The organism is Amycolatopsis sp. NPDC043889 (assembly GCF_056435645.1).
Genome location: NZ_JBWKEC010000004.1, coordinates 298,623 through 320,501, shown reverse-complemented (window position 1 = coordinate 320,501; position 21,879 = coordinate 298,623). Strand labels below are relative to the sequence as shown.

Genomic DNA, 21,879 nt, shown 5'->3' with positions numbered 1-21,879 from the left:
ATATTGTCGGACCTCTCTCCTAGATTGATCCGCTCCAACCCAATCAGGAAGGAGGGCCATGCCCGACCATGACACGCTGCTCGCGCGCGTCCGGAAACTCCTCGCGAAGGCGGAGGACCCGGCGGTCACCGAGGCCGAAGCCGAGTCGTACAACACCAAGGCCGCCGAACTGATCGCCCGGTACGGCATCGATCAGGCACTCCTGGCCGCCTCCGGGGCGACCGCGGACGAGATCACCCAGATCATGATCCCGCTCGACAACCCGTACAGCCGGGACAAGGCGGGACTGCTCACGAACATCGCGCATCCGCTGCGCTGCCGGGCCCTGCTGCACCGGCTCGGCCAGTCGGTCACCGCGGTGACGGTGTTCGGTTTCCGCTCCGATCTGGAACGCACGGAACTGCTGTACACGAGCCTGCTGCTGCAGGCGACCACCCAGCTGACCCGAGTACGTCCGGAGAACCGGGTGTTCGCGGGCGAATCGCTGGCGGCGTACCGGCGAACCTGGCTGCACGGGTTCTCCGGCGCGGTCTACGAACGGCTCCGCAACAGCGAGGACACCGCCGCACGGACCCATCCGGCCGCGGCCGGCCACCGTTCGGCCGAACTCGTGATCCAGGACCGGACGGCGATGGTCAAGCAGGCGTACGACGAGCAGTACGGAGACCTGCGCTCGGCGCCGCCGAGGCGCTTGTCCGGCAGCGGCTACCTCGACGGGCACTCCGCCGGCGAGCGCGCCAACCTCAACACCACCGGTATCACCGGACGGCGCCGCGCGCTGCCCGTGCGCTAGTCAGCGCTCCCGCCGGGAGGGATCTCGTCCGGTTCCGGCGGCCGGACATGGTGAATATGCGCCTCTTCGCAGGCACCGTGAAGATCGAAGTTCAACCGAGCCACCGTGAGCGACAGGCGCCCGTTGGGGCCGCCTCGGACGACGTCCGCGTCGTGATCATCCTGCCCGTCGTCCTTCCAGAAGCAGACAGGGCAGATTTCGTACGCGCCGCGCTCGCCCACCGTGAGACAGCCACAGCAAGGACAGGCATGCGCCCTGTCGCCCGCCCCGCGCTCCGCTCGCATGGCGAAAATCCACCTCGTGAGAATCGCGTGTCCTCGGGTCTACTGAGGACATGATCGTGATCGAAGACCTGGCCACCCGGCCCGATTTGCGCGAGCCCGCGCTCGCCCTCGGCGGTGTCGGCGGCGAATTCCTCCGGCACGGCCTGGCAGGCCTGCTGGCGAAGTCGTCCCACCTGGCCGCCCGCTGGCCGGAATACTTCCTCGTGCTGCTGGAAGACGGCGTACCGGTGGCGAGAACCGCCGCCGTCCCGGTCGGTTTCCCCACGGCCGAACGCCCGGAACTGCCGGACCACGGCTGGGACGCCGCCCTGATCTGGGCCGCGGAAGATCTGATGAGCACCCGTGAGACGAAGACGCTGGTCGCACTCGAAGTGCTGGTCGCGCCAGGCCGCCGTGGCGGCGGCCTGGCCGCGAAAGCGTTGCAGGCACTGAAAAAGCGCGCCTCGGAAACAGGAATGCGCAACCTCGTCGTACCGGTCCGCCCGGCCGGGAAGGAGAACGAACCAGGACTGTCCTTTGAGGACTACATCGTCCGCCGTCGCGCGGACGGGCTGCCGGAGGATCCGTGGCTGCGCACGCATGAACGGCTCGGCGCGCGGTTCGTGAAAGTGGCGCCGTTCGCTATGACGGTCACTGGCACCTTCGCCCAGTGGAAGGCGTGGACCGGCGCCGACCTCCGGGACGGCCTCACGACCGTGCCGGGCGGGATCGCGCCGGTGCTCGCCTCCTCGGCGCTGGACGTCGGCGTCTACGTCGAACCGAACGTCTGGCTCGAGCACCTGGTAGACGAAGCGAGCACCTGCTAGATTTCTTTGGCATGTACAGGAGCTCGGCATGACCGCCACCGGACCGTCCGGCGACGAGCTGCTGCGGCTGCTGGGGGCGCTGGCGAATCCGCACCGGCTGCGGATCGTCGCGGCGCTGCGCGCGGAACGCGCGTATGTCAGCCAGCTGGCGCGAGAGCTCGGCATCAGCCGGGCACTGTTGCAGCTCCACCTGCGCAAACTGGAGGCGGCCGGGCTCGTTTCGGCCACATTGGAGCTGTCGGAGGACGGGAAGGCGATGAAGTTCTACGAGGTGAAACCGTTCCTGGTCGAGCTGAGCCCGGACACCATCGCCGCCGCGGCGCCGACGCTCAGCACACCGGCACCGGGTGACGAGGGGGAACGAGCGTGAACTGGCATCAATGGCAGGAGGTCGCCGGGCTGATCGGCATCTTCGTGTTCCTCACCGTGGTGATCACGGTGGTCGTGTGGCAGTTCGGCGCGACCATCCGGGCCAAGGGCGCGCTCGCGCGCGAACAGGAATACCGCAGGCTCGCCGAGAAGGCCGTCCAGGCGCAGGAAGAGACCGAACGCAAACTCACCGAACTCGACGGACGCCTCGCGGATCTGCGGAAGAGCGTGGGCACGGTCGAGCGGATTCTCAAGGAGGTCGACTGACCGGCCGGTGAAAGACCCTGGGCCGCCGAGCGGCAACTCGGCGGCCCAGGAAAGAAGAAGCAAAAACCTCGCCCGAGGCATCTCACTCCTTCACGTAAAGGACTGTAGTTCATGCTGCCCGAAAAGATCGCCGCGTGGTCCCTGCGGCATCGCGCGTTCACCCTCGCCGGCTGGGTCGCCCTCGTGGTCGTCGCCCTGCTGTCGGGAATGCTGCTCGACGGCGAAAGCCGCCGCAGCACCGATCCCGGCGAGTCCGGCCGCGCGCAGACCGCGATGAACGCGCAAAGCACCTTCGATCCCTTACGCGAGAACGTCCTCGTCGCGGCGAAGGAGCCCGGCTCACCGCCGTTCGCCGCGAACGAAGAACTCCGGCGGGCGACCGAAGACCTGATCACCACGCTCACCGGGTCCGGCGCCGTCACCGACCTCCGCTCGCCGCTGGACGCCGACGGCGCCGAGCGGATCTCGGCCGACGGCGCGTCCGGGCTCGTCGGCTTCGCGATCGCGGGCGGAGCGAAGGACATCCGCCCGAACTTCGAGACCGCGACCGCGATGGTGGACGCGGTCGCCGCCCGGCATCCCTCGGTCCGGCTGGGCCTGTCCGGGGATCTCAGCCTGTCGTCCGTGGTCGACAAGGGCATCCGGGAGGACGTCAAACGTTCGGAACTGCTTTCCCTGCCGCTGACCCTGGTGATCCTGCTGATCGTCTTCGGAGCGCTGGTCGCCGCGTCGGTCCCGCTGCTGCTGGCGGGCACGAGTGTCGCGGCGACGTTCGGCTTCCTCTCCGTCGTCGACGACTTCACCCCGATCAACGGCGCGACGACGGTGATCACCCTGCTCATCGGAATGGCGGTGGGCGTCGACTATTCGCTGTTCTTCCTCAGGCGGCAACGGGAAGAACGCGCGCGGGGCCACTCCGTCGACGGCGCGATCCTCATCGCGGCGCGGACCTCCGGGCATGTCGTGGTCGTCTCCGGCGTCACGGTCGTCCTGTGCGTGGGCGGGCTGGTGTTCACCGGTCTCGACAACTTCACCGGGCTCGCGATCAGCACGGCGTTCGTGGTCGGGCTGGCCGTGCTCGGCGCGGTCACCGTGCTGCCGGCGCTGCTCTCCCTGCTGGGCGACAAGGTCGATCGCGGGCGGATTCCCTGGCTGGGCGAGCGGCGCACCGCCGCGGAGAACTCGCGGTTCTGGTCCGCGACGGCTCGCGTGGTCACCCGGCGGCCGGCGTTGTGGGGCGGGCTCGCGTCCGCGCTGCTCCTCCTGCTCACGCTGCCCGCGCTCGGCATGCGCCTGCAGGATCCGACGCCGGCGGAGAGCCTGCCGCGCTCGATGGCGACGATCGACGCCGCTGTCCGCACCCAGGAAGCCTTTCCGGGAGTCGTTTACCCCGCCACGGTGGTACTGACGGCCGAGCGCGGCGGCCCGGTCGACAGCCCGGCGCTACGAGCGGCGATCACGGATCTCGAACGGCGGATCGGCGAATCCTCCGGTGTGCTGAACAAGCCGATCGCCGTCGGAGGCGTCGACCAGGCCGTGGTCGTCCGTGTCCCGCTGTCCGGCGCGGGCCGCGACGCGGAAGCCGACGCCGCGCTCGCGAAACTGCGCACCGAAGTACTCCCGGAGACGGTCGGCAAGGTGGACGGTGTCGAGTTCGCGGTGTCGGGCCGCACGGCGAGCGCCCGCGATTTCGCCGACCGGGTGATCGAGCGGATGCCGCTGGTCTTCGGGTTCGTCCTGCTCGCGGCGTTCTTGTTTCTGCTGCGGGCTTTCCGGTCCGTGCCGGTGGCGCTGGTGTCGATCGTGCTGAACCTGCTGTCGATCGGCGCGGCCTACGGCCTGCTCACCTGGATCTTCCAGGACGGCCATTTCGCTTCCCTGCTGGGCTTCACCCCGTACGGCGGGGTGGTGGGCTGGCTGCCGATGTTCATGTTCGTCCTGCTGCTCGGGCTGAGCATGGACTACCACATCTTCATCCTCAGCCGGATCCGCGAACGGCGGGCCGAAGGCGCCGTCACCGCGATCGTCCGCGGCACCGGCACGAGCGCGGGGGTGGTCAGCGGGGCGGCGGTGATCATGGTCGGCGTGTTCAGCGTCTTCATCACGTTGAGCGCGATCGAGTACAAGATGATGGGCGTCGGGATGGCGGTCGCCGTCCTGATCGACGCCACCCTGATCCGCGGCGTGCTGCTGCCCGCCTTCCTGGCGGTGCTGGGCGAACGGGCCTGGCGGCGTGACCGTAAATCCGTGGCCCGCGAACGCGTCCCGGAACTATCGTCGCCGAATGCCTGACGCGCTCTTCGCCCACGCCCGGCTCGCACCGATCTACGACGCCTTCGACGGCGCTCGCGACGATCTGGAGCACTACCTCGGCATCATCGGCGAACTCGGGGCGAAGAGAGTGCTCGACGTCGGCTGCGGCACCGGCTGCCTGGCCGTTCTCCTTGCCGCACGCGGGATGGAGGTCGTGGGAGTCGATCCCGCGGAGGCGTCACTGGAGGTCGCGAAGGCCAAAGACCCGGAAGGGAAGATCACCTGGATGCACGGCGACGCGAAAGCGGTGGGTGACGCCCGCGCCGATCTCGCGGTGATGACCGGGAACGTGGCCCAGGTCTTCCTGACCGACGGCGAATGGCGCCGGACGCTCGAAGGTATCCGCACCGCGCTGGTGCCCGGCGGTCACCTGGTCTTCGAGATCCGGCGCCCCGGTCGCCGCGTGTGGGAGGACTGGGCCGCCGATACCGCGCACGACGTCGTCGACGTCCCCGGCGTCGGCGAGGTCGAGCAATGGCGTGAGGTCACCGAGGTGAACCTCCCGTTCGTGTCGTTCCGGTACAGCTACCGGTTCTCCGACGGCGAGGTCGTCACCTCGGACTCGACGCTGTGGTTCCGCGAACGCGAAGAACTGGAACCCTTGCTGGCGGAGCACGGTTTTCGCGTCCTGGACGTCCGGGACGCCCCGGATCGCCCAGGACGCGAGTACGTGTTCATCGCCCGGCGAGACTAGAGGATTTCGCCGTCCGGAACGGTTTTCGGCCCGGTGATCTTCACGTCGCCACGGACGACGACGCCCTTCCCGAAGGTGACGTCGCCGTCCACGGCGAGGCTCGTGCAGTCCTTGAGCGAAGGCGCGGAAGGGATACGCGCGTCGAAGTCCGGCAGGAGCTTGTAGAACTCCTTGCTCAGCGACACGACCGGCGGGGTGGTGGTGAACTCCGGGATCATCTCCCCGCTCTCGTCGAGCACGTACGCGTCGGACCGGACGACGAGCAGGTCGTCGGTGGTCTTGACCGGCGCGAACCGGGTCCGCGGGATTTCGATGGCCCGCGCGCCCTCGACGGAGCCGATCGCCGCGCCCATCGCCGTTTCGAGCTGGATCACCGGGGTGCTGGCCGCGTCCGCCGGATCGACGGTCTTCCGGTTCACGATCAGCGGCAGATGCGGCGCGGCCGGGTCGGCGTCCTGGAGGGCTTTCAGGCGTTCGAGGTCGATCCAGATGTTGTTGGTGTTGTAGAACCGCCATTTGCCGACATCGCCGAACGAGTCGTCGCCGTCGGGGACCTGCGCGGATTCACGCAGGACGATCCGGCCCGCGCGCCGCGCGAGGTGCCCGCCCTTGCGGTCGGCCGCGGTGCCGAGCACGGTCTCCATCGCGAACGGGATGTCCTCGGTCGCGAGCCACGCGGCGATCCGCGCGTCCGGCAGCGCGCCGAGGTTGTCGGCGTTGGACACGAAACACCAGCGGATGCCCTCCGTCAGCAGCGTTTCGAGCATCCCGCTCACCGCGAGCGCGATGTAGATGTCGCCGTGTCCCGGCGGGCACCATTCGAGTTCGGGGTTCGACGGCCATTCGGCGGGCCGCCCGTCGGCGGTGATCTTCGGTTCGCGGCCCTGCAGGAAGTCGGCCGGGATGACGTCGTCGGCGAGATCGGGATACTTCTTCAGCAACTCCAGCGAAGGTTCGCGGGTGCCCGCCGAATTCATCAGGATCAGCGGGAGCCGCGCGCCGTACTTCTCGCGGGTCGAAAGCACCTGCATGGCGATGACGTCGAGGAACGTCTTGCCCGGCTTGATCTCCAGCAGCGACTTCGGCCCGGTGAGCCCCATGCTCGTGCCCAGCCCGCCGTTGAGCTTCAGCACGGCGGTGCGGTCCAGCACCCGGCGCGCTTCTTCGGCGTCCGGCTCGGGCAGGTCGACGAGCCTGCTGATGTCATCGAGCGGTTCGAGCTCGTTTCCCGGCAATTGACCGGCGCCGGGTTCGGACAGCTGCTCGAGACGCCGCCGCAGAGCGGCCAGCTCCATGGCGTGGGCCCCCGCGGAACGCATTTTCGACAGCGTTTCGGCGAACTGATCGGACAGGTGCGCGTCAGAGCTCATTGTGCCCTTTCTGAACCACTGCGTCGGGGCGTCAGTGCCGTTGGTGAACCCGCGTCCGCGATCGACGTCGGCAGGACGCGGCCTCGTCATACCTGTCACGGTGACGAGCAGGGCGCCCTGCCACCGCGATAGCGGGGCCTGCGGCCGGGGCGGGTTCACGCTCAGGGTCATTTTCCCGGCTACGTCTCAGCTCCGCGAACAGGCGTCAGTCTATTACCGGTCGCGGCGCCAGGCCGTGCTCCGGGGTCAGTACCCCGGTCATGCGGACGTCATGCGGTTCCGCGGGCAATTCACGCACGAGTTCGGCGTCCCGGACGACGGCGATCAGCGCGGCACCCGACGCGGCGAAGGAGAGCGACCGGTCGTAATACCCGGCGCCCCTGCCGAGCCGGACCCCTTCGTCGTCGACGGCGAGCGCGGGGATCAGCACCAGATCGGCCGTTCCCAGCGTGTCGGGACCGAGGCGGCGCCCCGTCGGTTCGAGCAGTCCCCGCAGCCTGCCGGTCCCGAGACTCGACGGGCCCTCGAACGCGGCCCACTCCAGCGGCCCCGGCGTGTCGGGGACGATCGGCAGCAGCACGCGTTTCCCTTGGTCGAGAAGTTGATCAAGCAGTGCCGTCGAACCCGGTTCGGTACCGAAGGGTACGTAGGCGCACACGACCTCGCCCGGCAGCCGGGAGGCCGCGGCGGCGAGCGCCACCGCCTCCCGCGCCCGCACTTCCGACACCTGCGAACGTCGTTCGGCGGTTATCCGGGAACGCCACTCCGCTTTGCTCAGGTGTTCATTGCCGGGCTCGCCCACGTGGTCAGGTTAGGCTTCACGCCTATGACAGGCGCAGCGACCACCCCGGCGGCACGGACCACGAGGAGCTTGCCCGATCGGGCGATTTCCGCGGCTTCGGACCGCATCACTCCTGGTAACGGTGGTGAACTTCAGTTCACCGACGGGCCCACATCGCGTGCCTGGTCGAACGAACGGATCGAGATCCCCCAGTCATGACGGAGCCCATCGCCGAAGCGGCCGAGACCGAAGACGCGGGACAGTTCCGTTCCGTCGAGGATCAGATCGCGCTGACCCTGGACTCCGCGGTGCGCCCGCGCCCGGTCCGGGTCGCCATCTCCGAGGCCCAGGGCCTCCTGTGCGCCGAAGAGGTCGTCGCCGAACACGCGCTGCCCGGTTTCGACCAGGCCGCCGTCGACGGCTACGCGGTACGAAGCGTCGACGTCCGCACCGCGGGCCAGGAGCCGGTGCAGCTGCCGGTGGTCGGCGAGATCGCCGCCGGTTCCCGCCAGCCGCGGCGGTTGCAGCCCGGCCAGGCCGTGCGGGTCGACACCGGAGCGCCGCTGCCGACGCTCGCCGACGCCGTCGTCCCGACCGCCTACACCGACGGCCACCAGGCCAAGGTCACCGTGCACAAATCCGTGCCGTCGGCGGCCTACGTGCGCCGGACCGGCGAGGACGTGCAGATCGGCGACGTCGCCGTGCGCAAGGGCGACACCATCGGCTCGGCCCAGGTCGGCCTGCTCGCCGCGGTCGGCAGGGCGAAGGTCCTGGTCTACCCGCGGCCCCGGGTGTCGATCGTGTCCGTGGGCGACGAACTGGTCGACATCGACCGCACCCCGTCGGTCGGGCAGGTCTACGACGTCAACTCCTACGCGCTGTCCGCGGCCGCGCGGGACGCGGGCGCCGAGGTGAGCCGCGTCGGCATCGTCCCCGGCGACCCGAAACGCCTGCGGGAGGTCGTCGAAGGCCGCCTGCTGATGTCGGAGATCGTGGTCGTCGCGGGCGGCGCCGGCGGCAGCGCGGGCGACGAGGTGCACGCGGCGCTGTCGGACCTCGGCCACATCGACATGACCCGCGTCGCCATGCACCCCGGTTCCGTGCAGGGTTTCGGCAGGCTCGGCCCCGATTCGGTGCCGACGTTCCTCATCCCCGGCAATCCGATGAGCGCGCTGGTCGTGTTCGAGGTCCTGGTCCGCCCGCTGATCCGCGCCGCGCGCGGCACCCGCAACCCGCACCGCCGGATCGTCGGCGCGCGGCTGCTCTCCCCGATCACCTCGACCAAGGGACGCAAGGGTTTCCTGCGCGGCCAGCTGCTGCGCGACGAGGGCAACGGCGAGTACCTGGTGCAGCCACTCGGCACCTCCGGCGCGCATCTGCTCGCGTCGCTCGCCGAGGCGAACTGCCTGATCAACATCGACGAAGACCTCACCGAGGTCGCCGCGGGCGAGCAGGTCAAGGTGACCTTCCTGGCCCAGCGGGCGTAATGGGCGCACCGATTTCCGGCGTCGCGTATCCGATCGAGAGCAGGCATCCGGGCTGGCCCGCGAAGCTGGGCCCGCTCCGGGTGCCCGCCGGGATCCTCGCCGTCCGGCCGGTCCGGCTGCGGGACGCCGGCGACTGGAGCCGCGTCCGGCTGCGGGACCGCGAGCACCTCGAAATGTGGGAACCGACCGGCGTCGGGCCGTGGCCGGAGCGCAACGCGTATTGGTCATGGCCGTCCCAATGGCTGGCATTACGCGGCCTCGCCCGGCGCGGGCAATGCCTCCCGTTCACCATCACGGTGGATGGACGCTTCGCCGGACAGATCACTGTGGGTAACGTCATCCGGGCGTCGCTCCGATCCGCCTGGATCGGCTACTGGGTGTCGTCGGACATCGTCCGCGGCGGCGTCGCGACCGGCGCCGTCGCCCTCGTCACCGACCATGTCTTCGATTTCGGCGGGCTGCACCGGCTCGAGGCGACCGTCCGCCCCGAAAACACCCCCAGCCTGCGGGTTCTCTCCAAAGCGGGCTATCGGCGAGAGGGACTTTTCGAGCGCTACCTCGATGTCGCGGGCGGCTGGCGGGACCATTTCTGCTACGCCGTCACCAAGGAGGAGACCGGTGACGGACTGGTCTCGCGGCTCGTCGCGAAGGGCCTCGCGGAGCGCGTTTGACCCCGTTACCGGGTCGTTCCGGTGACCGCGTTACCACAAGCTGTGAGATTCACCTAATTTGGTGATGCATTTTCCGTGATCGGAACCGGCGAGTCTGCGCGGCGTGTGTGACTGTTGTGGCTAGCGTGACTACAGCAGTGGATCGGGGGAGGTGACGGGAGATGCCCAGTTCGGTGATCATCGTCGCGCTCGCAGCGGCATGGCTCGTCGTTCTCGTGCCCATGGTCGCCCGCAAGCGCCAGCAGGTCGCACGGACGACGGACTCGGCCTTGGCGGCGCGAGTCGTGCGGAGCGGGAGCACACGCCACGAGGGACCGGAGGAGTTCGCGATGGCGGAGAACACGGAACCATCGGTAGAAGACGACCTGGCGGAACTCGAGGCGGAACTCGACGCCGACCTCGAAGACGAGGCACCGGAGGCCGAGCCGCTTCCCCAGCCCTCGCGCACGGCCCGGCCCGAAAGAGAACGCCAAAGCACCGGCTACCGGCCAGGCCGGGGCGGATTCGACCCGGAGGCGGCCGACATCGCCGCGCGCGCCAAGTACGCGTTCCGGCAGCGGATCGTCATCGCCCTCCTGGTGCTGGTGGTCACCACCGCGGCCGTCGCCGGCTTCCTGACCCCGACGGTCTGGTGGGCCAACGGTGTCGTCGACGCCGTCCTCATCGGCTACCTCGTGTACCTGCGCCGCCAGGTCCGCATCGAGAACGAGATCCGGCAGCGCCGCCTCGCCCGCTTCAACAGCACCCGCGCCCCGCGCCGCCCGGCGGTCGAGGACGACGAAACCCACGAGTCCCCTGAGGACATCGAGGTCGTCGCCACCGAACGCCCGGCCGTCGTGGAACGCAAGCCGTCCCCGATGTCCCGCCTGCGGCGCCAAGCCGTCGTCGTCGACCTCGACGACGAGGACCCGGCCTTCCACGAGCTCGACGAGCCCGGGACCAGGCCTTTCCGCCGGGCCTCCGGAGAGTGACCCCCCTTGTTCGGGGCTCCATGAGCCACTGATAGGCTCATGGAGCTCCCAATGAGGGGCAAGATTCACCAGGGGCTGTAGCGCAGTTGGTAGCGCGTCTCGTTCGCATCGAGAAGGTCAGGGGTTCGATTCCCCTCAGCTCCACTCAAGGGTTCTAATCGCTTTTGACCTGCGATTTTAACTCTTCGCAGTTTCAGCACTCTGGCCTGGCGTTCGACAGAACGTCAGGCCAGAGTGCTATTTCGACAGTTCTAGCTCACCTCAGGTATCGACATGTGACCACTCTGTGTAGCAGAGTGCGGCTGGTTGGGCTCCTGCTTTCGCGCGAGATCGATGAGAACCTTGGCGAGCTTCTCAACATCGGGGGGGGGGGATCACGACGTTCGTCACTGACACGTAGCCGTCGGGAGCCGGAACGACGCACGTGTCGCTTCCGGTTTGTGTCGTCCACACCCACCACTTTCCAGAAGAGGGCCATGCTCCTGGACCGGCTATGAGTGTTCCGGAACCGGTCGCTACCCATTGCGCTGCGCAAGCTACTCAACCCCGACACCGACCAGGACGTAACTGCGCCTTACAAGGAGAAGACTCACCCGATCGTGTGTGCTTCATGGAACATGTTGGTGTTCAGCCGCTTCTGTTCGCCAGCTGCATGGGTGTCCCCTCAGTGGCCAGATCATTTCAACGACACACAACGCGGCCGTCGTCCGCCTCCTGGTGCGAGCGGCCATCCCGTCGCCATCCGGTCCGCATGCGGGTCGAATTCGGACCATGCGCCTTCATGACGAGGGCGTGGCCGCTACGTCGGGCTGCTTCCTATCTTGCTGAACTCTCAACTCTCCTCAAACCCGGCCTGGTCGAACTTGAGGGTTTGGGCGTTCTCGGAGACCGTTCGCACTTTGGCCTCCTCGAAGCCGAAGGTTTCAGTTGCTTCGATCTCGATGCGGACAGTCAGGTTCGTGCCCTGGTCGGCTCGGAGTGGGGCGATGACCTCCTCGGCAATATTTTTGAAGTCCATAGCGATCTTCTCAGTGCTCAGCGTCTTGACGCCGTAGAAGCGGGTCTTGAACTTCCGGTGGTAGACGCCGGGGTGGTCGGGATCCTGCTCGAAGTGCTTCTCAGCAGTGCTTTCGGTAGCCCCAGCGGGCATTCCCGGCGTCGCAGAGGCTTCGGCCTCGCGCTGTTGGGTGGCAGCGTCGGGACGGACGAGCAGCAGTGAATCCGAGGTCGGGGGAGCTGGCCGCTCATCGCCCGGGATCCAAAGGTCGATGTACCGGTTAGCGACCTCGTCGTAGCCCGTCGCCAGGGCAAAAGCATCGGTCTGCCAGATCATCGGCAGATCGACCACGCCCTCGTCAAGGACACGACGATCACGAACACGCGGAAGGTACGGGTACTGACTGTAAAGCACCCAGAGCGAGCCCAGGGCGACATGGCCGTCTTTCCAGATTTGCGGCACTTTGCCCAGAGCCAGGCGGATCGTCGCGGCAGCTTGTCGAGTGGACAGGTCACCGTCGTTGCCGAGGCGTCGCGAGACCCGCTCAGCCAACGCGTCGGACTGTCCTTCCACTTTGGTTTCCCGGAGGACGAAAGGCGCTCCGGGGTCGGGCTGAGCGGGGATGAGCGCCCAGGTGAAGGTTTGCAGCAGGCGCGCGGTCACCGTCTGGTCGGCCTGAGCCTGGCGTTGCGCGGCTTGGTTCTTCTGATTCTGGGTCAGGTCGAGGTCTGCCTCGTTGTCGAGCACATGGCGCCAGCCGAGGTAGTCACGGGTCGCCGTGTCGAGCTCCTCCAACCGCGCCTCGTCGGCCGCGAGGTAGACGAGCATGTTGCGATGGGTACGGTTGGCGTTCCCGCGCTGTTCGGTCGCCTCTTGGGCGAATTCCTTCGCCGCTGACTCAGTACCGCGCTTGTGAGCGACCTTCGGGTGGAGGATGACAAGCCGGGCTTCGTCCGTGTCAGGAATGTCGGAGTTGGTCCCTGGACAAACGTGTACGCCCGCGAAGTCGCCGCGAGTGCGGGCCTGGCTTTGCAGCCGGCGGACGATCTCAGCCCAGATATCTTCCTTGTGCAGGCGCTCGGCCTGATCTTTGGCGGTGCGGGTGATGTTGGGTTGGAGGTCGTACCAGTATTTTCCGGAGCCGGTGTAGAAGTAGGTCGCCCGATCACTGAGTTGGGTGAGCGCGGAGTGAAAGTTGCCGGGCACGTCGCCGGGGACAGCGGTGCCAAGGAAAACCCGCTGAGTGCCGATCCCTTTGTGGACTGAGCCGGGGGCGATAGTCGGCGCGGCACCAAAAAACACCGCACGGGCGAGACGTTTGGTCAGAGCTCGCTGGCCATACAGCGGCTTCTCCCGGTCGATGCGGGCAGGTTCGGAGTTGGGACCATCCACATCGGCGTCAATAATCGTCTTCCAGGAATCCTGGAGGTACTGCGTCAGCTCGGCGTTCACGTTGGCCGTGGCGAGTGGAATCGACGCGGGCATGATCAGCGGCGCGGCGTCCTCGCCTGTCCACAGGGCGTGAATCACCGTGCTCATCAATCGCAGCACGCCACGGGTGCGCTGAAACCGCTCTAGCGAGGACCACTCCTCGTAGAGGGTGTCGAACAGCTCCGGGTGGATGGGGTAGGTTTCCTTGATTCGGTTCTCGTACCTCGGGTCCCGCGCCTCCCGCGGAAAATCGTCAATATACTTGCGATACATCTCCACATAGGCCCGCGCTGTCGCGCCGATCGCGGCGAGCCCGGCGGCGTCGGGCTGCTTGAACAGCCGCTGTTTCACGATGTGATACGCCTCGTCCGAGGACGCCGGCCGCCACTGATCGGCCACACGGCGTACGACGTTTTGCAGCCGTTTCAGCGCCTCAAGACCGTGGGCGCCACCGACCTCCTCGGCGCTGCCAGCCGCGAACTCCGAGTCATCGTCGCCGCTCTCGGAGGCGGGAATGGAGATCGCGAGCAGGATGCCCGAGGTGCCCTTGGCCGTCTCGGTAAGTGACTGGGCGAAGGTGAATTGATCATCGAAGGTACCGCCAGCGAGATCGTCACGGCCAACGAGCGAGCGGGCATAAGCGACCCACTCGTCGATCAGGATCACTGCCGGGGCGTACTTCGCCAGTAACTCGTGGAGCGCGTCGCCGGGGTGCGTCCGGTTCCTGTCAGCGGTGGCAACGATCGCGTAGCCCTCTGCGCCACCGAGCTGCCACGCGAGTTCGCCCCAGATCGTGTTGACCTGGGTGCCGTCGTCCTTGGTGGCACCGGACGGGCTGAGATGGTTACCGACGATCGCGACACGGTTGACCTTGGCGCCGGTATAGCCGCTGGCGCTCAGCAGTTCCTGGGTGTCTTGCGGGAAGTCGCCCTCCGGGAGCCCTGCGGCGATGTGCCACAGGGACAGCATCGAGTGGGTCTTGCCGCCACCGAAGTTGGTCTGCAGATTGATCACCGGTGCGGCGTTGTCATCACCGGACAGCCGGCGCACCGCGCGGCCGATGAGGTCACGTAGGCCCTCGGTCAGGTAGGTGCGCTTGAAGAACTCCACGGGGTCGGCGTAATCCAAGTCCACCTCGCCACCTGTAGCAACCTTGTACAGGTCGGCGGCGAACTCGGAGGCGTGGAAGTTGCCGGTTGCGACGTCATCGTGCGGTGGCAGCGCCTCACGCCACGGCTTGAGCCCGGAGGCCTCGGGGTTGTCGACTGCGGACTTGAGGACCTTCTTGTCATCCTTGTTCGCGGTGACGCGACGCAGGTTGAGTCGAATCCGCGCGATCTCCTCACCGGTGTCGACGGCGCCGATCGCGACCGCGAAACGCTGAGCAGTGTCGAGAGCCCGGTACGCGTCGTCGTCAGTGAACGACCTCATGTGCGCCCACGTGTGCCGCACCTGTAGGAGTTCCGCGGCGTAAGCCAGATGCGTGCGGTTCAAGTGGGGGTTCAACGGACGCCAGTTACGGCGAAAGCGGTGCGTGTAGTCCCGGGTGATCAGCTTGAGCTGGACCGACGGGTCACCACGGTGAACCTCCCTGCCGTCGCTGTTGTCGACCGCAGTAATGATATCGACCCAGGTGCGACCGGCCTCGAGTTGCGAGTCAAGGATTTGAGATAGGAAGGCGTCCAACTTGGGGGCCAGCAAGTCGAACATCTGGCCGATGCGGTCGCGGTTGCTCACTGCCATGTCAATCGTCCCCCTCAATAAAGTCGAACATGCCCTGCTCCTGGACCGGCTTCTGCACCGCTCGTGCTACCTCGAAAATCTCGGGCCAGCTCGTGACGAGGCTGTTGAAGCTCAGCGCATCTTTAGTCCAGCCATTTCCCTCGGCGATGCGGAACAGCAAGTGGGCGAGTTCCTTGACGAGATCACCGTCAACGGCCCCGTCGGGACGGCTCAACGAAGCCTGGAGGAAGCCACCGGCGTTGGCGATGCCATCGCGCTCCACAACCTTGATCAGATGGTGCAGCGCCTCCCAGTTGCTGGTGTGGTCGTCTTTGAGGATGTCGTATTCCGACGATAGATCCGCTGGCTTGAGGAGCTGAACCTTGCCCGCCCGGCTAGTCAAGATCGCTTCCCGATCCATCGCGACTACGCTGGTGTTCCGTGCCCGTGCGAGGCTGTCGGCGTCACCGAACTTTCCTGCATCGTAACCGTGCTGCCGATACCAAGCGATCGCGAACCGCGTTGTCGAGTCGAAGTCTCCTTCCTGTTCGGCTAGGACCCTGTCGAGAATCTCATTGATTCGCGCCAGCGCCGAACGGACGGTCATCTTCGATCCGTTGTCCTCGATCACACCGCTGTAGCGGCTGAACACAGCCATCCCTGGCCCGATCGCCGCCTGTGGCAAGTCTACCGGTGCTATCTGCCCCTGCTGCAACTTCCGAAGTGCATCGGGGAGTTCCTCCTCGAGGCTTGCCATGAACCCTCGCCGACTTGTCGTCGGCGCATGCCCCGGTCGCGGCCGGAGGGACAGGACGATCGAAGAAGCGAGCGCATTCGATCCGATGTCCCGCATCCGTCCGCTCCCCTCGGTTCTAACTGGCCACGTCGAGGTGATCTCCCATCCTGAACGAACCATTCCCTCCAGTAAAGTTTCCCATCCAGTGGATGCATCGCCAGACTCATCCGAATCGCTCTGTTTGAATGCGTAATAAACAGCGATCGGATAGTCTGCGAAGGCGGCCATTCGAGCTCCTGCGAAGACCTGACGAAAGCCATCTTCAAAGAAAGCCCGCGCCCCTTTGCTGCCGTCGTGGCGATATGGATTGGCGATAAGTTCTTCAGCTTTGGGGACAAGCATTGTTCCCAAAACATCCGGATATATAGGCCGCAACGACCGTCGTAACCATACGTAAAAGAAGTCGGAAAGATCAGCGTAAGCGATATTGTCGTAGTAGGGTGGATCTGTACTAATAAGTGCGCGCTCGATGACGGCCGCCTGAGCATTTGCTTGTCTCACCACGGGTGGACGCCCAACAGGGAGGCGCTCGACTGCGTTCGCCACAGCCGTCGTCATCTTGACGAGGCTTCCTGAACTTGCAGCAAACGGATTTCCTTCAGCAAAATCCCATGTCATCTGGATTGCCTGGCGCGAGAACATGTTCCGCAGGATTTCCATCTGCGGGTTGCTTGCCCACGTCGTGATCGTCGACTGATAGTCAGTCAAACGGCTCACGACGAAGCCAAGGTAGGTGGCCACGGCATTAGCGTATTCACCGCTCCCGCAGTCTTCGAGAACCTGTCGCTGCACTTGTGCGACCAGATCGCTGAGCGTCGTCAAGGCAACCAACTGCCGATTAGTAAACAGATCGGCCCATTTCGACATCCCGTAGGCCTGTACGCGGAACCCAAGGGCTTGAGCGGGTAGTTCTCCCTCAGGATAGTCAGACGGACGGCTGATCCGCGCGGCGGCATCGTGATCACGGTGCGGCGCTACATAACAACGCGCTCGATCTCCCTCCGCTGCGATCGCCATTAGCTCCTGTCCGAGCCTGCCAGCCAAACCTTCGGCGCGCACGTACGCCAGATCGACCGCGGTTTTGCATGCAAGGCATTCTGCGCCTGTGCGACCAACCGTTCCGTCATTTCCTGGATTTGGCGCGCCCCCCTTGTCATGGCCAATCTCGAACTTGACCCGCTGCCCGGAAGGGTGGATGGGGTCAGGTACGACCGAGGGAACGACGTAGGCCTCCTTGCCCTTCTTCTTGCCCAGCCACCACGACCGGACCAACGGCATCGCAATACCACAGGCGGGGTTGGGGCAGATAACGGTACGAGCCCAGATCCAAGCGATTACGGTGACCTCGGTACCGTCCGGGAGAGTGGCCTTGGGGTAGAGGTGACTGATTCGCTTCTCAGCCTCGTCGCGCATCCACGCGCCATAAGCGCGGACATCGGCAGCGAGGCCCTCGGCACCTCGCCACTGCCGGATCTGGGAATCAGCCAAGCCCGGAAAGACCGGCGGCTGGTCGCGGAACTTCGGCGGGATCTCGATAAGCGCCTTGTTGATGAGGACAGCGACCGGGTTGAGGTCGGAAGCGTGTACCTCCAAACCGAGTCGTTGGGCTTCAAGGGGAATCGTGCCGCCGCCAGCGAAGGGGTCGAGGATTGGTGGCGGGTTGCCGTCGGTGGACTTCAGGATTTCAGTGTGGGCCTCAGCGAGCAGTTTCTCGTCGCGGACGTTCTCCCACACGACGAGCCGCTCGATGATGTTGTGCAGCCGCTCGCGCTCTTTGCGCTGCAGTTCCTCGGTCGGAAACTCGTCAGGCCGCGACGACGGATCGTCGACGAGTTGAGCGAACAACACCGCTCGGGCCGCCGCAAGCGGGCGACGTGCCCACCACAGATGCAGGGTCGACGGGTGTCCGTGCCGGATCGACTTTTCGCGGGCTGACTCCCGGTTGATAGCCTCCAGCGGTAGGGCCACCTCAATCAACTTGCGCTTGTGCATCTACCTTCTCGCCCCTCTGAGCCTGTGAGCTGGCTCGACCAAGCGGCGTCTCGTCACCGCGACTTGCTCGTTCAAATCTAGTGGGCGGCCAAAAGTAGTCGACCTGAACCGGGACAAGGCTGTCGCGCAGAGCCTCTGCGAAAGGCACATCTGGGTGCGCTCGGTAGGTCCATCGTTGCCACCGCGAAGGATGTCTCGGCCCGTCGCCGACGTGCCAGGTTGGCAGATCTTCGGCGGCGATTCGGCCGTGAAGCCATGCGATCTGCTGACGGAACTGCAATCGCGCCTCCCCGGAGGGCGAGGTGGATCCATAAGCAAGCAGGACGCCGTCGCCGGCCTTGAGGCAGTTCTCCAGGGAAGCTCGCGCCGCCAGCCATCCGTCCGCGTCGATCCCAAGTTCGTTGATGGCGCCGGTCCGATATGACGGCATCGAGAAGAGGTTCGCTACCGCGACGTCGTCGAAGCCGAGCAGTTCGGCCGCCATCGCCACCCGGCGGAGGGTCCTCTTGCCATCGGTCAGGGGCGGGTTGGCCAGAACCGCGACAAGAGTTCTCCTCGAATCAGTCGACATCAGAACGGCACCGTGCCCTTGGCCCACGTTTTGGCCCAGTCGCCGCGAATTCCGGTGGCCTCGAAATTGCCGAGGTCGGTGGTGGCGAAGGGGTTGTCGAGGTAGCGGACCTCGTCGTGCTGGGGCCCGCGCGGGTCGACTCGCACCAGAGCCAGGCGGTATCGGGGTACGGCGTTCTTGCCGGTTATCACCTCGTTGTGGGTGACGAAGAAATCCGTGGCCCCGTCCAGGCGGGCTTTGACCTCGACCCGGTAGGTGTCGCCGTTCGGTGCCGTAGACAAGATATCGAAGCCTTTGTTGTTGAACGGCTGCTCGACCGGTCGCCGACCGAGTTCTCGCTCACGGGCCAGCACCAGGTCAACGCCGCGTCGTTCGACTTCCTTGGTCTCCTTGGCGTGGATGGGGGCGCTGGCCGGGAGGTCGTCTTCGAGCAGGCTGATCGGCAGGACGAGCGCTGCGGTGACGATCAGCGGCGGCTTCGTGGACATGAGGCTCTGCTGGTCCAGCAGGGCGAGTCGACGACGCAGTCGCACCTCGAGCTCAGCAGCCTTACGGCTGAGACTGTCGGAGGACTCCCTCGGCTTCTCGCCTTTCTGCTCCTTCTCGGCGGCGACCGCGGCTTCGAGGAGCAGGCGTTCGTTTTCGGACGAGAGCCGCTTGGTGACCAACGTCCGTGTCCTGGTCAGCTCGGCCAAGCGCCGGGGCTGAACCTCGGCCAGGTGCTCCGGCAACTGGTGGGCGATGATCCAGCTCGTTGCCTTGTCTTCAGCGTCCGCGAGCCACGGCAGGGCGCGAGCCGCCGCGACGGTAGGCGTGTCGGGGGCGGCGACACAGTCAAGGTAGGGCGCGGGACCGGCGGTGGTCACGGTGCCGAGGCTGTCGACGAAGGCGTAGCCGAAACGACGGGCCACGCTGGCGCCGGTCGCGTCCGCGACCTCCTCGATGACGCCCACCAGCAAGTGCGGCTCCTCGAGGGTCGAGGACACCAGCACGGTGCCCGAGTTGAGGACGCCACCGAACTGTTTGATGGCCTCGTCCATGACCGTGTCGTGCAGCGGGTGACCGGGGGCGAGGAGATCGGCGCGGACGAGGCCATCTTCCGGCGAGACTCGGGCCAGGTCGAAGGTGACGCGGTCGTAGCGGGTCGCGATCGGCCCGTACTTGCTGGCCCGGAGGTGAGCCGGCACGTTGGCGACCTCGTACCGTCCGCGTTCGCGCCGGGCGATCCGACCACCGAGTCGCGTGAACGCTGCTTTGAAGGCCAATTCGATGTAGTGCGGCTGCAGACGGCGGGCGCGGGCCTCGTCCATCGCGGCACGTAGCGCCGCAAGGTCGGCCTCCGCGAGGTGTTCGGCGGCTAGAGCCCGTTCCTCCAGAAGATCCTTGACGCCCTCGCCGACGCTGGCGTCAATGACCTTGTGCATCCTTGCCCGAACATCGGGCCGCTCGCCGTACTGGATCGCCTCCTTCAGCAGGTCCCGGAGCGGCGTGTCGGTGAAGGCCTCACCAAGCACGTCGAAGACCTTTCCGCCGTAGGCCTTGCCCATCTCCTCAAGCTTCACGAGCAGGCGGGTGAAGACCTCGCCCTCACGCGTGTTGGAAGCGACCAGGTTCCACAGTCGGCAGACCTCTTCCTGGCCGATGCGGTGGATCCGACCGAAGCGCTGTTCAATCCGGTTCGGGTTCCAGGGCAGGTCGTAGTTGACCATCAGGTGGGCGGCCTGCAGGTTCAGTCCCTCTCCCGCGGCGTCGGTGGCGATGAGGATCTGGCAGTCGCGGCTCTTGGTGAATTCCTCGGTGATCTGCCGGCGCTCGCCGCGGCGCACGCCGCCGTGGATGGTGCGGACGGCATCCGGGCGGCCGAGCAGCGAGCTGATGCGGCCCCGGAGGTACTCGAGAGTGTCACGGTGTTCGGTGAAGATGATGAACTTGCGTGGCCAGCCGTCGTGGTCAGTAGTCAGGGCGTTGTCCTGCAGGATCGTCGACAGCTCGGTCCATTTGCGGTCTTTACCGAGGTCGCGGACCTGTTTGGCCAGCGCGGTCAGGTCGGTCAGCTCGACCAGTTCCGCGTCAAGCTCTTTCACGGTGCGTGCCGCGGTGGCCGCGTCGAGGAGTTCTTCCTCCAGCACCTCGACCTGTTCGGCGTTGTATTCGTCCGCGTCGAGGTCATCGAGGTCGATCGTGGGCTCTGACTCCTGGTAGGTGCCGTTGAGGATCTCGTGCTTCTTGCGCTCCAGGCGCCGGGAGCGGCGGATCAGGCTCTGGTAGATCGCCTCGGGGCTGGAGGCGAGACGGCGCTGGAGTACGGTGAGGGCAAAGCCGACAGTGTTCCGCCGCTTGCCGTCAAGCTTGTCCGCCCGGTTCATTCCAGTACGGACGTATTGGGTGACCTGTTCATAGAGGTGGTACTCGCTGGCAGTGAGCTCGTAGGGAACGGTCTCAGCGATCCGCTCGGGGAACAGCTTCTTGCCCTCGAAAGTGAGCAGGTCTTCCTTGACCATCCTGCGCATGATGCCGCTGGTGTCGGCGCTGATCTTCTGCTTGCCTTCGAAGCGGTCCCGGTCCAACAGGGTGAGGAAGAGCTGAAAATCCTCCTCTTTTCCCGAATGAGGGGTGGCCGTCATCAGCAGTAGATGGCGGGTGATGTCGCCCAGGAGCTCGCCGAGCTGAAAACGTTTCGTCTTCTCCAGCTTACCGCCGAAGTAATGCGCCCCCATCCGGTGGGCCTCGTCGACAATGATCAGGTCCCACTCGGACTCCTTCAACCGCGCCCGCAGCTCCTCATTGCGGCTGAGTTGGTCCATCCTGGCGATCAACAGTGGATTGGTCTCGAAGACGTTGAAGTTGACGTTCGCGTCGATGAGCTGGTTGGTCAGCAGATCGAAGCGCAGGCCGAACTTGAAGAACAACTCGTCCTGCCACTGCTCCACCAGGCCACCCGGCGCGACGACGAGGCAGCGCTGGACGTCATCGCGAAGGATCAGCTCCTTGATGTAGAGCCCCGCCATGATCGTCTTGCCGGCCCCGGGGTCATCGGCCAGGAGGAACCGCAGCGGCGTGCGTGGGAGTAGCTCACCGTAGACGGCGCGGATCTGGTGAGGCAGAGGCCGGACGTCGCTGGTCGCTACCGCGAGCATGGGGTCGAATAGGCCGGCAAGCGTGATCCGCTGGGCTTCAGCGACGAGCTTGAACTCGCTGGCCGGAGCGTCGAAGGCGCGGCTTCCAGCCTGGGCGATCGACAGCGTGCCCTCGTCCTTCCGGAACACGACCTGCTGCCCGAGCCCACCTACGGTGGTCTTGTAGGTCAATTCCAGAGCGTCGCCACCATGCCACTGCGCCGCGACGACGGTGATGACCTCGGCCGGTATGAGGCCCTCGAGCCGCAACCCCGGCTTGACTTCCTCAAGCCGCACCTATTTGCCCTCCTCGCAAACAGCCACCTACGTTCGATCGAGAGGCTCGGCCCTTGCGTTACCACCCCCAGCAGCGTGGTTCGCCGGCGTTCCCAGCACCAGCGACGTGACCTTGAGGGTAATGGACCAGGACGGACGGCAGCAGTTCCGG

At 66.1% G+C, this 21,879-nt stretch carries 16 protein-coding genes and 1 tRNA gene; 10 read left to right on the top strand and 7 right to left on the bottom strand.

Features of this window, described 5'->3' with window-relative positions; all coding sequences use genetic code 11:
• Nucleotides 1-58: 58 nt before the first annotated feature.
• A complete protein-coding gene (locus AC0685_RS11765; protein ID WP_219148241.1) occupies nt 59-793 on the top strand; it encodes a DUF2786 domain-containing protein in 735 nt (244 codons plus the stop codon).
• Here AC0685_RS11765 and AC0685_RS11760 read toward each other — a convergent pair.
• Nucleotides 790-1,077 carry a CPCC family cysteine-rich protein gene (locus AC0685_RS11760; protein WP_478225481.1) on the bottom strand — a complete coding sequence of 96 codons (288 nt, stop codon included), beginning with the start codon at nt 1,075-1,077 and terminating at the stop codon, nt 790-792. The two genes, AC0685_RS11765 and AC0685_RS11760, sit on opposite strands and share 4 nt — an antisense overlap.
• Before the next feature lie 50 nt (nt 1,078-1,127).
• Here AC0685_RS11760 and AC0685_RS11755 point away from each other — a divergent pair, with 50 nt between their 5' ends.
• The 5 genes from AC0685_RS11755 to AC0685_RS11735 all read left to right on the top strand — a co-directional run bounded on the left by AC0685_RS11755 (nt 1,128) and on the right by AC0685_RS11735 (nt 5,526).
• A complete protein-coding gene (locus AC0685_RS11755) occupies nt 1,128-1,883 on the top strand; it encodes a GNAT family N-acetyltransferase (protein WP_478225480.1) in 756 nt (251 codons plus the stop codon).
• Between the two features lie 28 nt (nt 1,884-1,911).
• The gene (locus AC0685_RS11750) at nt 1,912-2,253 is read left to right on the top strand and encodes an ArsR/SmtB family transcription factor (RefSeq protein ID WP_478225479.1); all 342 of its coding nucleotides are present in this window, start codon (nt 1,912-1,914) and stop codon (nt 2,251-2,253) included.
• Nucleotides 2,250-2,519, top strand: a complete 270-nt coding sequence (locus AC0685_RS11745; RefSeq protein WP_478225478.1) for a hypothetical protein — start codon at nt 2,250-2,252, stop codon at nt 2,517-2,519. Before AC0685_RS11750 ends, AC0685_RS11745 begins: the two co-directional genes overlap by 4 nt.
• Before the next feature lie 111 nt (nt 2,520-2,630).
• Nucleotides 2,631-4,811 (top strand): MMPL family transporter, encoded by a 2,181-nt coding sequence (locus AC0685_RS11740; RefSeq protein WP_478225477.1) that lies wholly within the window; start codon nt 2,631-2,633, stop codon nt 4,809-4,811.
• Nucleotides 4,804-5,526, top strand: coding sequence for a class I SAM-dependent methyltransferase (locus tag AC0685_RS11735; RefSeq protein WP_478225476.1), 723 nt, complete (start codon nt 4,804-4,806; stop codon nt 5,524-5,526). Before AC0685_RS11740 ends, AC0685_RS11735 begins: the two co-directional genes overlap by 8 nt.
• Here AC0685_RS11735 and AC0685_RS11730 read toward each other — a convergent pair.
• Nucleotides 5,523-6,896: a UTP--glucose-1-phosphate uridylyltransferase gene (locus tag AC0685_RS11730; protein ID WP_478225475.1), complete on the bottom strand. Its 1,374-nt coding sequence runs from the start codon at nt 6,894-6,896 to the stop codon at nt 5,523-5,525. The genes AC0685_RS11735 and AC0685_RS11730 overlap by 4 nt on opposite strands.
• Nucleotides 6,897-7,101: 205 nt before the next feature.
• Nucleotides 7,102-7,674, bottom strand: a complete 573-nt coding sequence (locus AC0685_RS11725; RefSeq protein ID WP_478225549.1) for a 5-formyltetrahydrofolate cyclo-ligase — start codon at nt 7,672-7,674, stop codon at nt 7,102-7,104.
• A 218-nt stretch (nt 7,675-7,892) separates the two neighbouring features.
• Between AC0685_RS11725 and glp the strand changes: the two genes are divergently transcribed.
• From glp to AC0685_RS11705, 4 genes are all read left to right on the top strand, one after another.
• Nucleotides 7,893-9,164: a molybdotransferase-like divisome protein Glp gene (glp, locus tag AC0685_RS11720; protein WP_478225474.1), complete on the top strand. Its 1,272-nt coding sequence runs from the start codon at nt 7,893-7,895 to the stop codon at nt 9,162-9,164.
• Nucleotides 9,164-9,835, top strand: a complete 672-nt coding sequence (locus AC0685_RS11715) for a GNAT family N-acetyltransferase (protein WP_478225473.1) — start codon at nt 9,164-9,166, stop codon at nt 9,833-9,835. The genes glp and AC0685_RS11715 overlap by 1 nt, the downstream gene beginning before the upstream one ends.
• 161 nt (nt 9,836-9,996) lie before the next feature.
• Nucleotides 9,997-10,806 (top strand): divisome protein SepX/GlpR, encoded by an 810-nt coding sequence (gene sepX, locus AC0685_RS11710; protein WP_478225472.1) that lies wholly within the window; start codon nt 9,997-9,999, stop codon nt 10,804-10,806.
• A 71-nt stretch (nt 10,807-10,877) separates the two neighbouring features.
• A tRNA-Ala gene (locus AC0685_RS11705) sits at nt 10,878-10,950 on the top strand.
• A 688-nt stretch (nt 10,951-11,638) separates the two neighbouring features.
• Here AC0685_RS11705 and AC0685_RS11700 read toward each other — a convergent pair.
• Genes AC0685_RS11700 through AC0685_RS11685 form a run of 4 tightly spaced genes read right to left on the bottom strand, consistent with a single transcriptional unit; the run spans nt 11,639 to nt 21,728 of the window.
• The gene (locus tag AC0685_RS11700) at nt 11,639-14,977 is read right to left on the bottom strand and encodes a DUF499 domain-containing protein (protein WP_478225471.1); all 3,339 of its coding nucleotides are present in this window, start codon (nt 14,975-14,977) and stop codon (nt 11,639-11,641) included.
• A 1-nt stretch (nt 14,978) separates the two neighbouring features.
• The gene (locus tag AC0685_RS11695) at nt 14,979-17,744 is read right to left on the bottom strand and encodes a DUF1156 domain-containing protein (protein WP_478225470.1); all 2,766 of its coding nucleotides are present in this window, start codon (nt 17,742-17,744) and stop codon (nt 14,979-14,981) included.
• Nucleotides 17,722-18,315 (bottom strand): DUF1643 domain-containing protein, encoded by a 594-nt coding sequence (locus tag AC0685_RS11690; protein ID WP_478225469.1) that lies wholly within the window; start codon nt 18,313-18,315, stop codon nt 17,722-17,724. The genes AC0685_RS11695 and AC0685_RS11690 overlap by 23 nt, the downstream gene beginning before the upstream one ends.
• The gene (locus AC0685_RS11685) at nt 18,315-21,728 is read right to left on the bottom strand and encodes a helicase-related protein (protein WP_478225468.1); all 3,414 of its coding nucleotides are present in this window, start codon (nt 21,726-21,728) and stop codon (nt 18,315-18,317) included. Before AC0685_RS11685 ends, AC0685_RS11690 begins: the two co-directional genes overlap by 1 nt.
• Between the last annotated feature and the right edge of the window lie 151 nt (nt 21,729-21,879).

Coding starts and splice junctions, on each gene's coding strand:
- AC0685_RS11765 (WP_219148241.1), top strand. CDS start 59: ATGCCCGACCATGACACGCTGCTCGCGCGCGTCCGGAAACTCCTCGCG.
- AC0685_RS11760 (WP_478225481.1), bottom strand. CDS start 1,077: ATGCGAGCGGAGCGCGGGGCGGGCGACAGGGCGCATGCCTGTCCTTGC.
- AC0685_RS11755 (WP_478225480.1), top strand. CDS start 1,128: ATGATCGTGATCGAAGACCTGGCCACCCGGCCCGATTTGCGCGAGCCC.
- AC0685_RS11750 (WP_478225479.1), top strand. CDS start 1,912: ATGACCGCCACCGGACCGTCCGGCGACGAGCTGCTGCGGCTGCTGGGG.
- AC0685_RS11740 (WP_478225477.1), top strand. CDS start 2,631: ATGCTGCCCGAAAAGATCGCCGCGTGGTCCCTGCGGCATCGCGCGTTC.
- AC0685_RS11735 (WP_478225476.1), top strand. CDS start 4,804: ATGCCTGACGCGCTCTTCGCCCACGCCCGGCTCGCACCGATCTACGAC.
- AC0685_RS11730 (WP_478225475.1), bottom strand. CDS start 6,896: ATGAGCTCTGACGCGCACCTGTCCGATCAGTTCGCCGAAACGCTGTCG.
- glp (WP_478225474.1), top strand. CDS start 7,893: ATGACGGAGCCCATCGCCGAAGCGGCCGAGACCGAAGACGCGGGACAG.
- AC0685_RS11715 (WP_478225473.1), top strand. CDS start 9,164: ATGGGCGCACCGATTTCCGGCGTCGCGTATCCGATCGAGAGCAGGCAT.
- sepX (WP_478225472.1), top strand. CDS start 9,997: ATGCCCAGTTCGGTGATCATCGTCGCGCTCGCAGCGGCATGGCTCGTC.
- AC0685_RS11700 (WP_478225471.1), bottom strand. CDS start 14,977: ATGGCAGTGAGCAACCGCGACCGCATCGGCCAGATGTTCGACTTGCTG.
- AC0685_RS11695 (WP_478225470.1), bottom strand. CDS start 17,744: ATGCACAAGCGCAAGTTGATTGAGGTGGCCCTACCGCTGGAGGCTATC.
- AC0685_RS11690 (WP_478225469.1), bottom strand. CDS start 18,315: ATGTCGACTGATTCGAGGAGAACTCTTGTCGCGGTTCTGGCCAACCCG.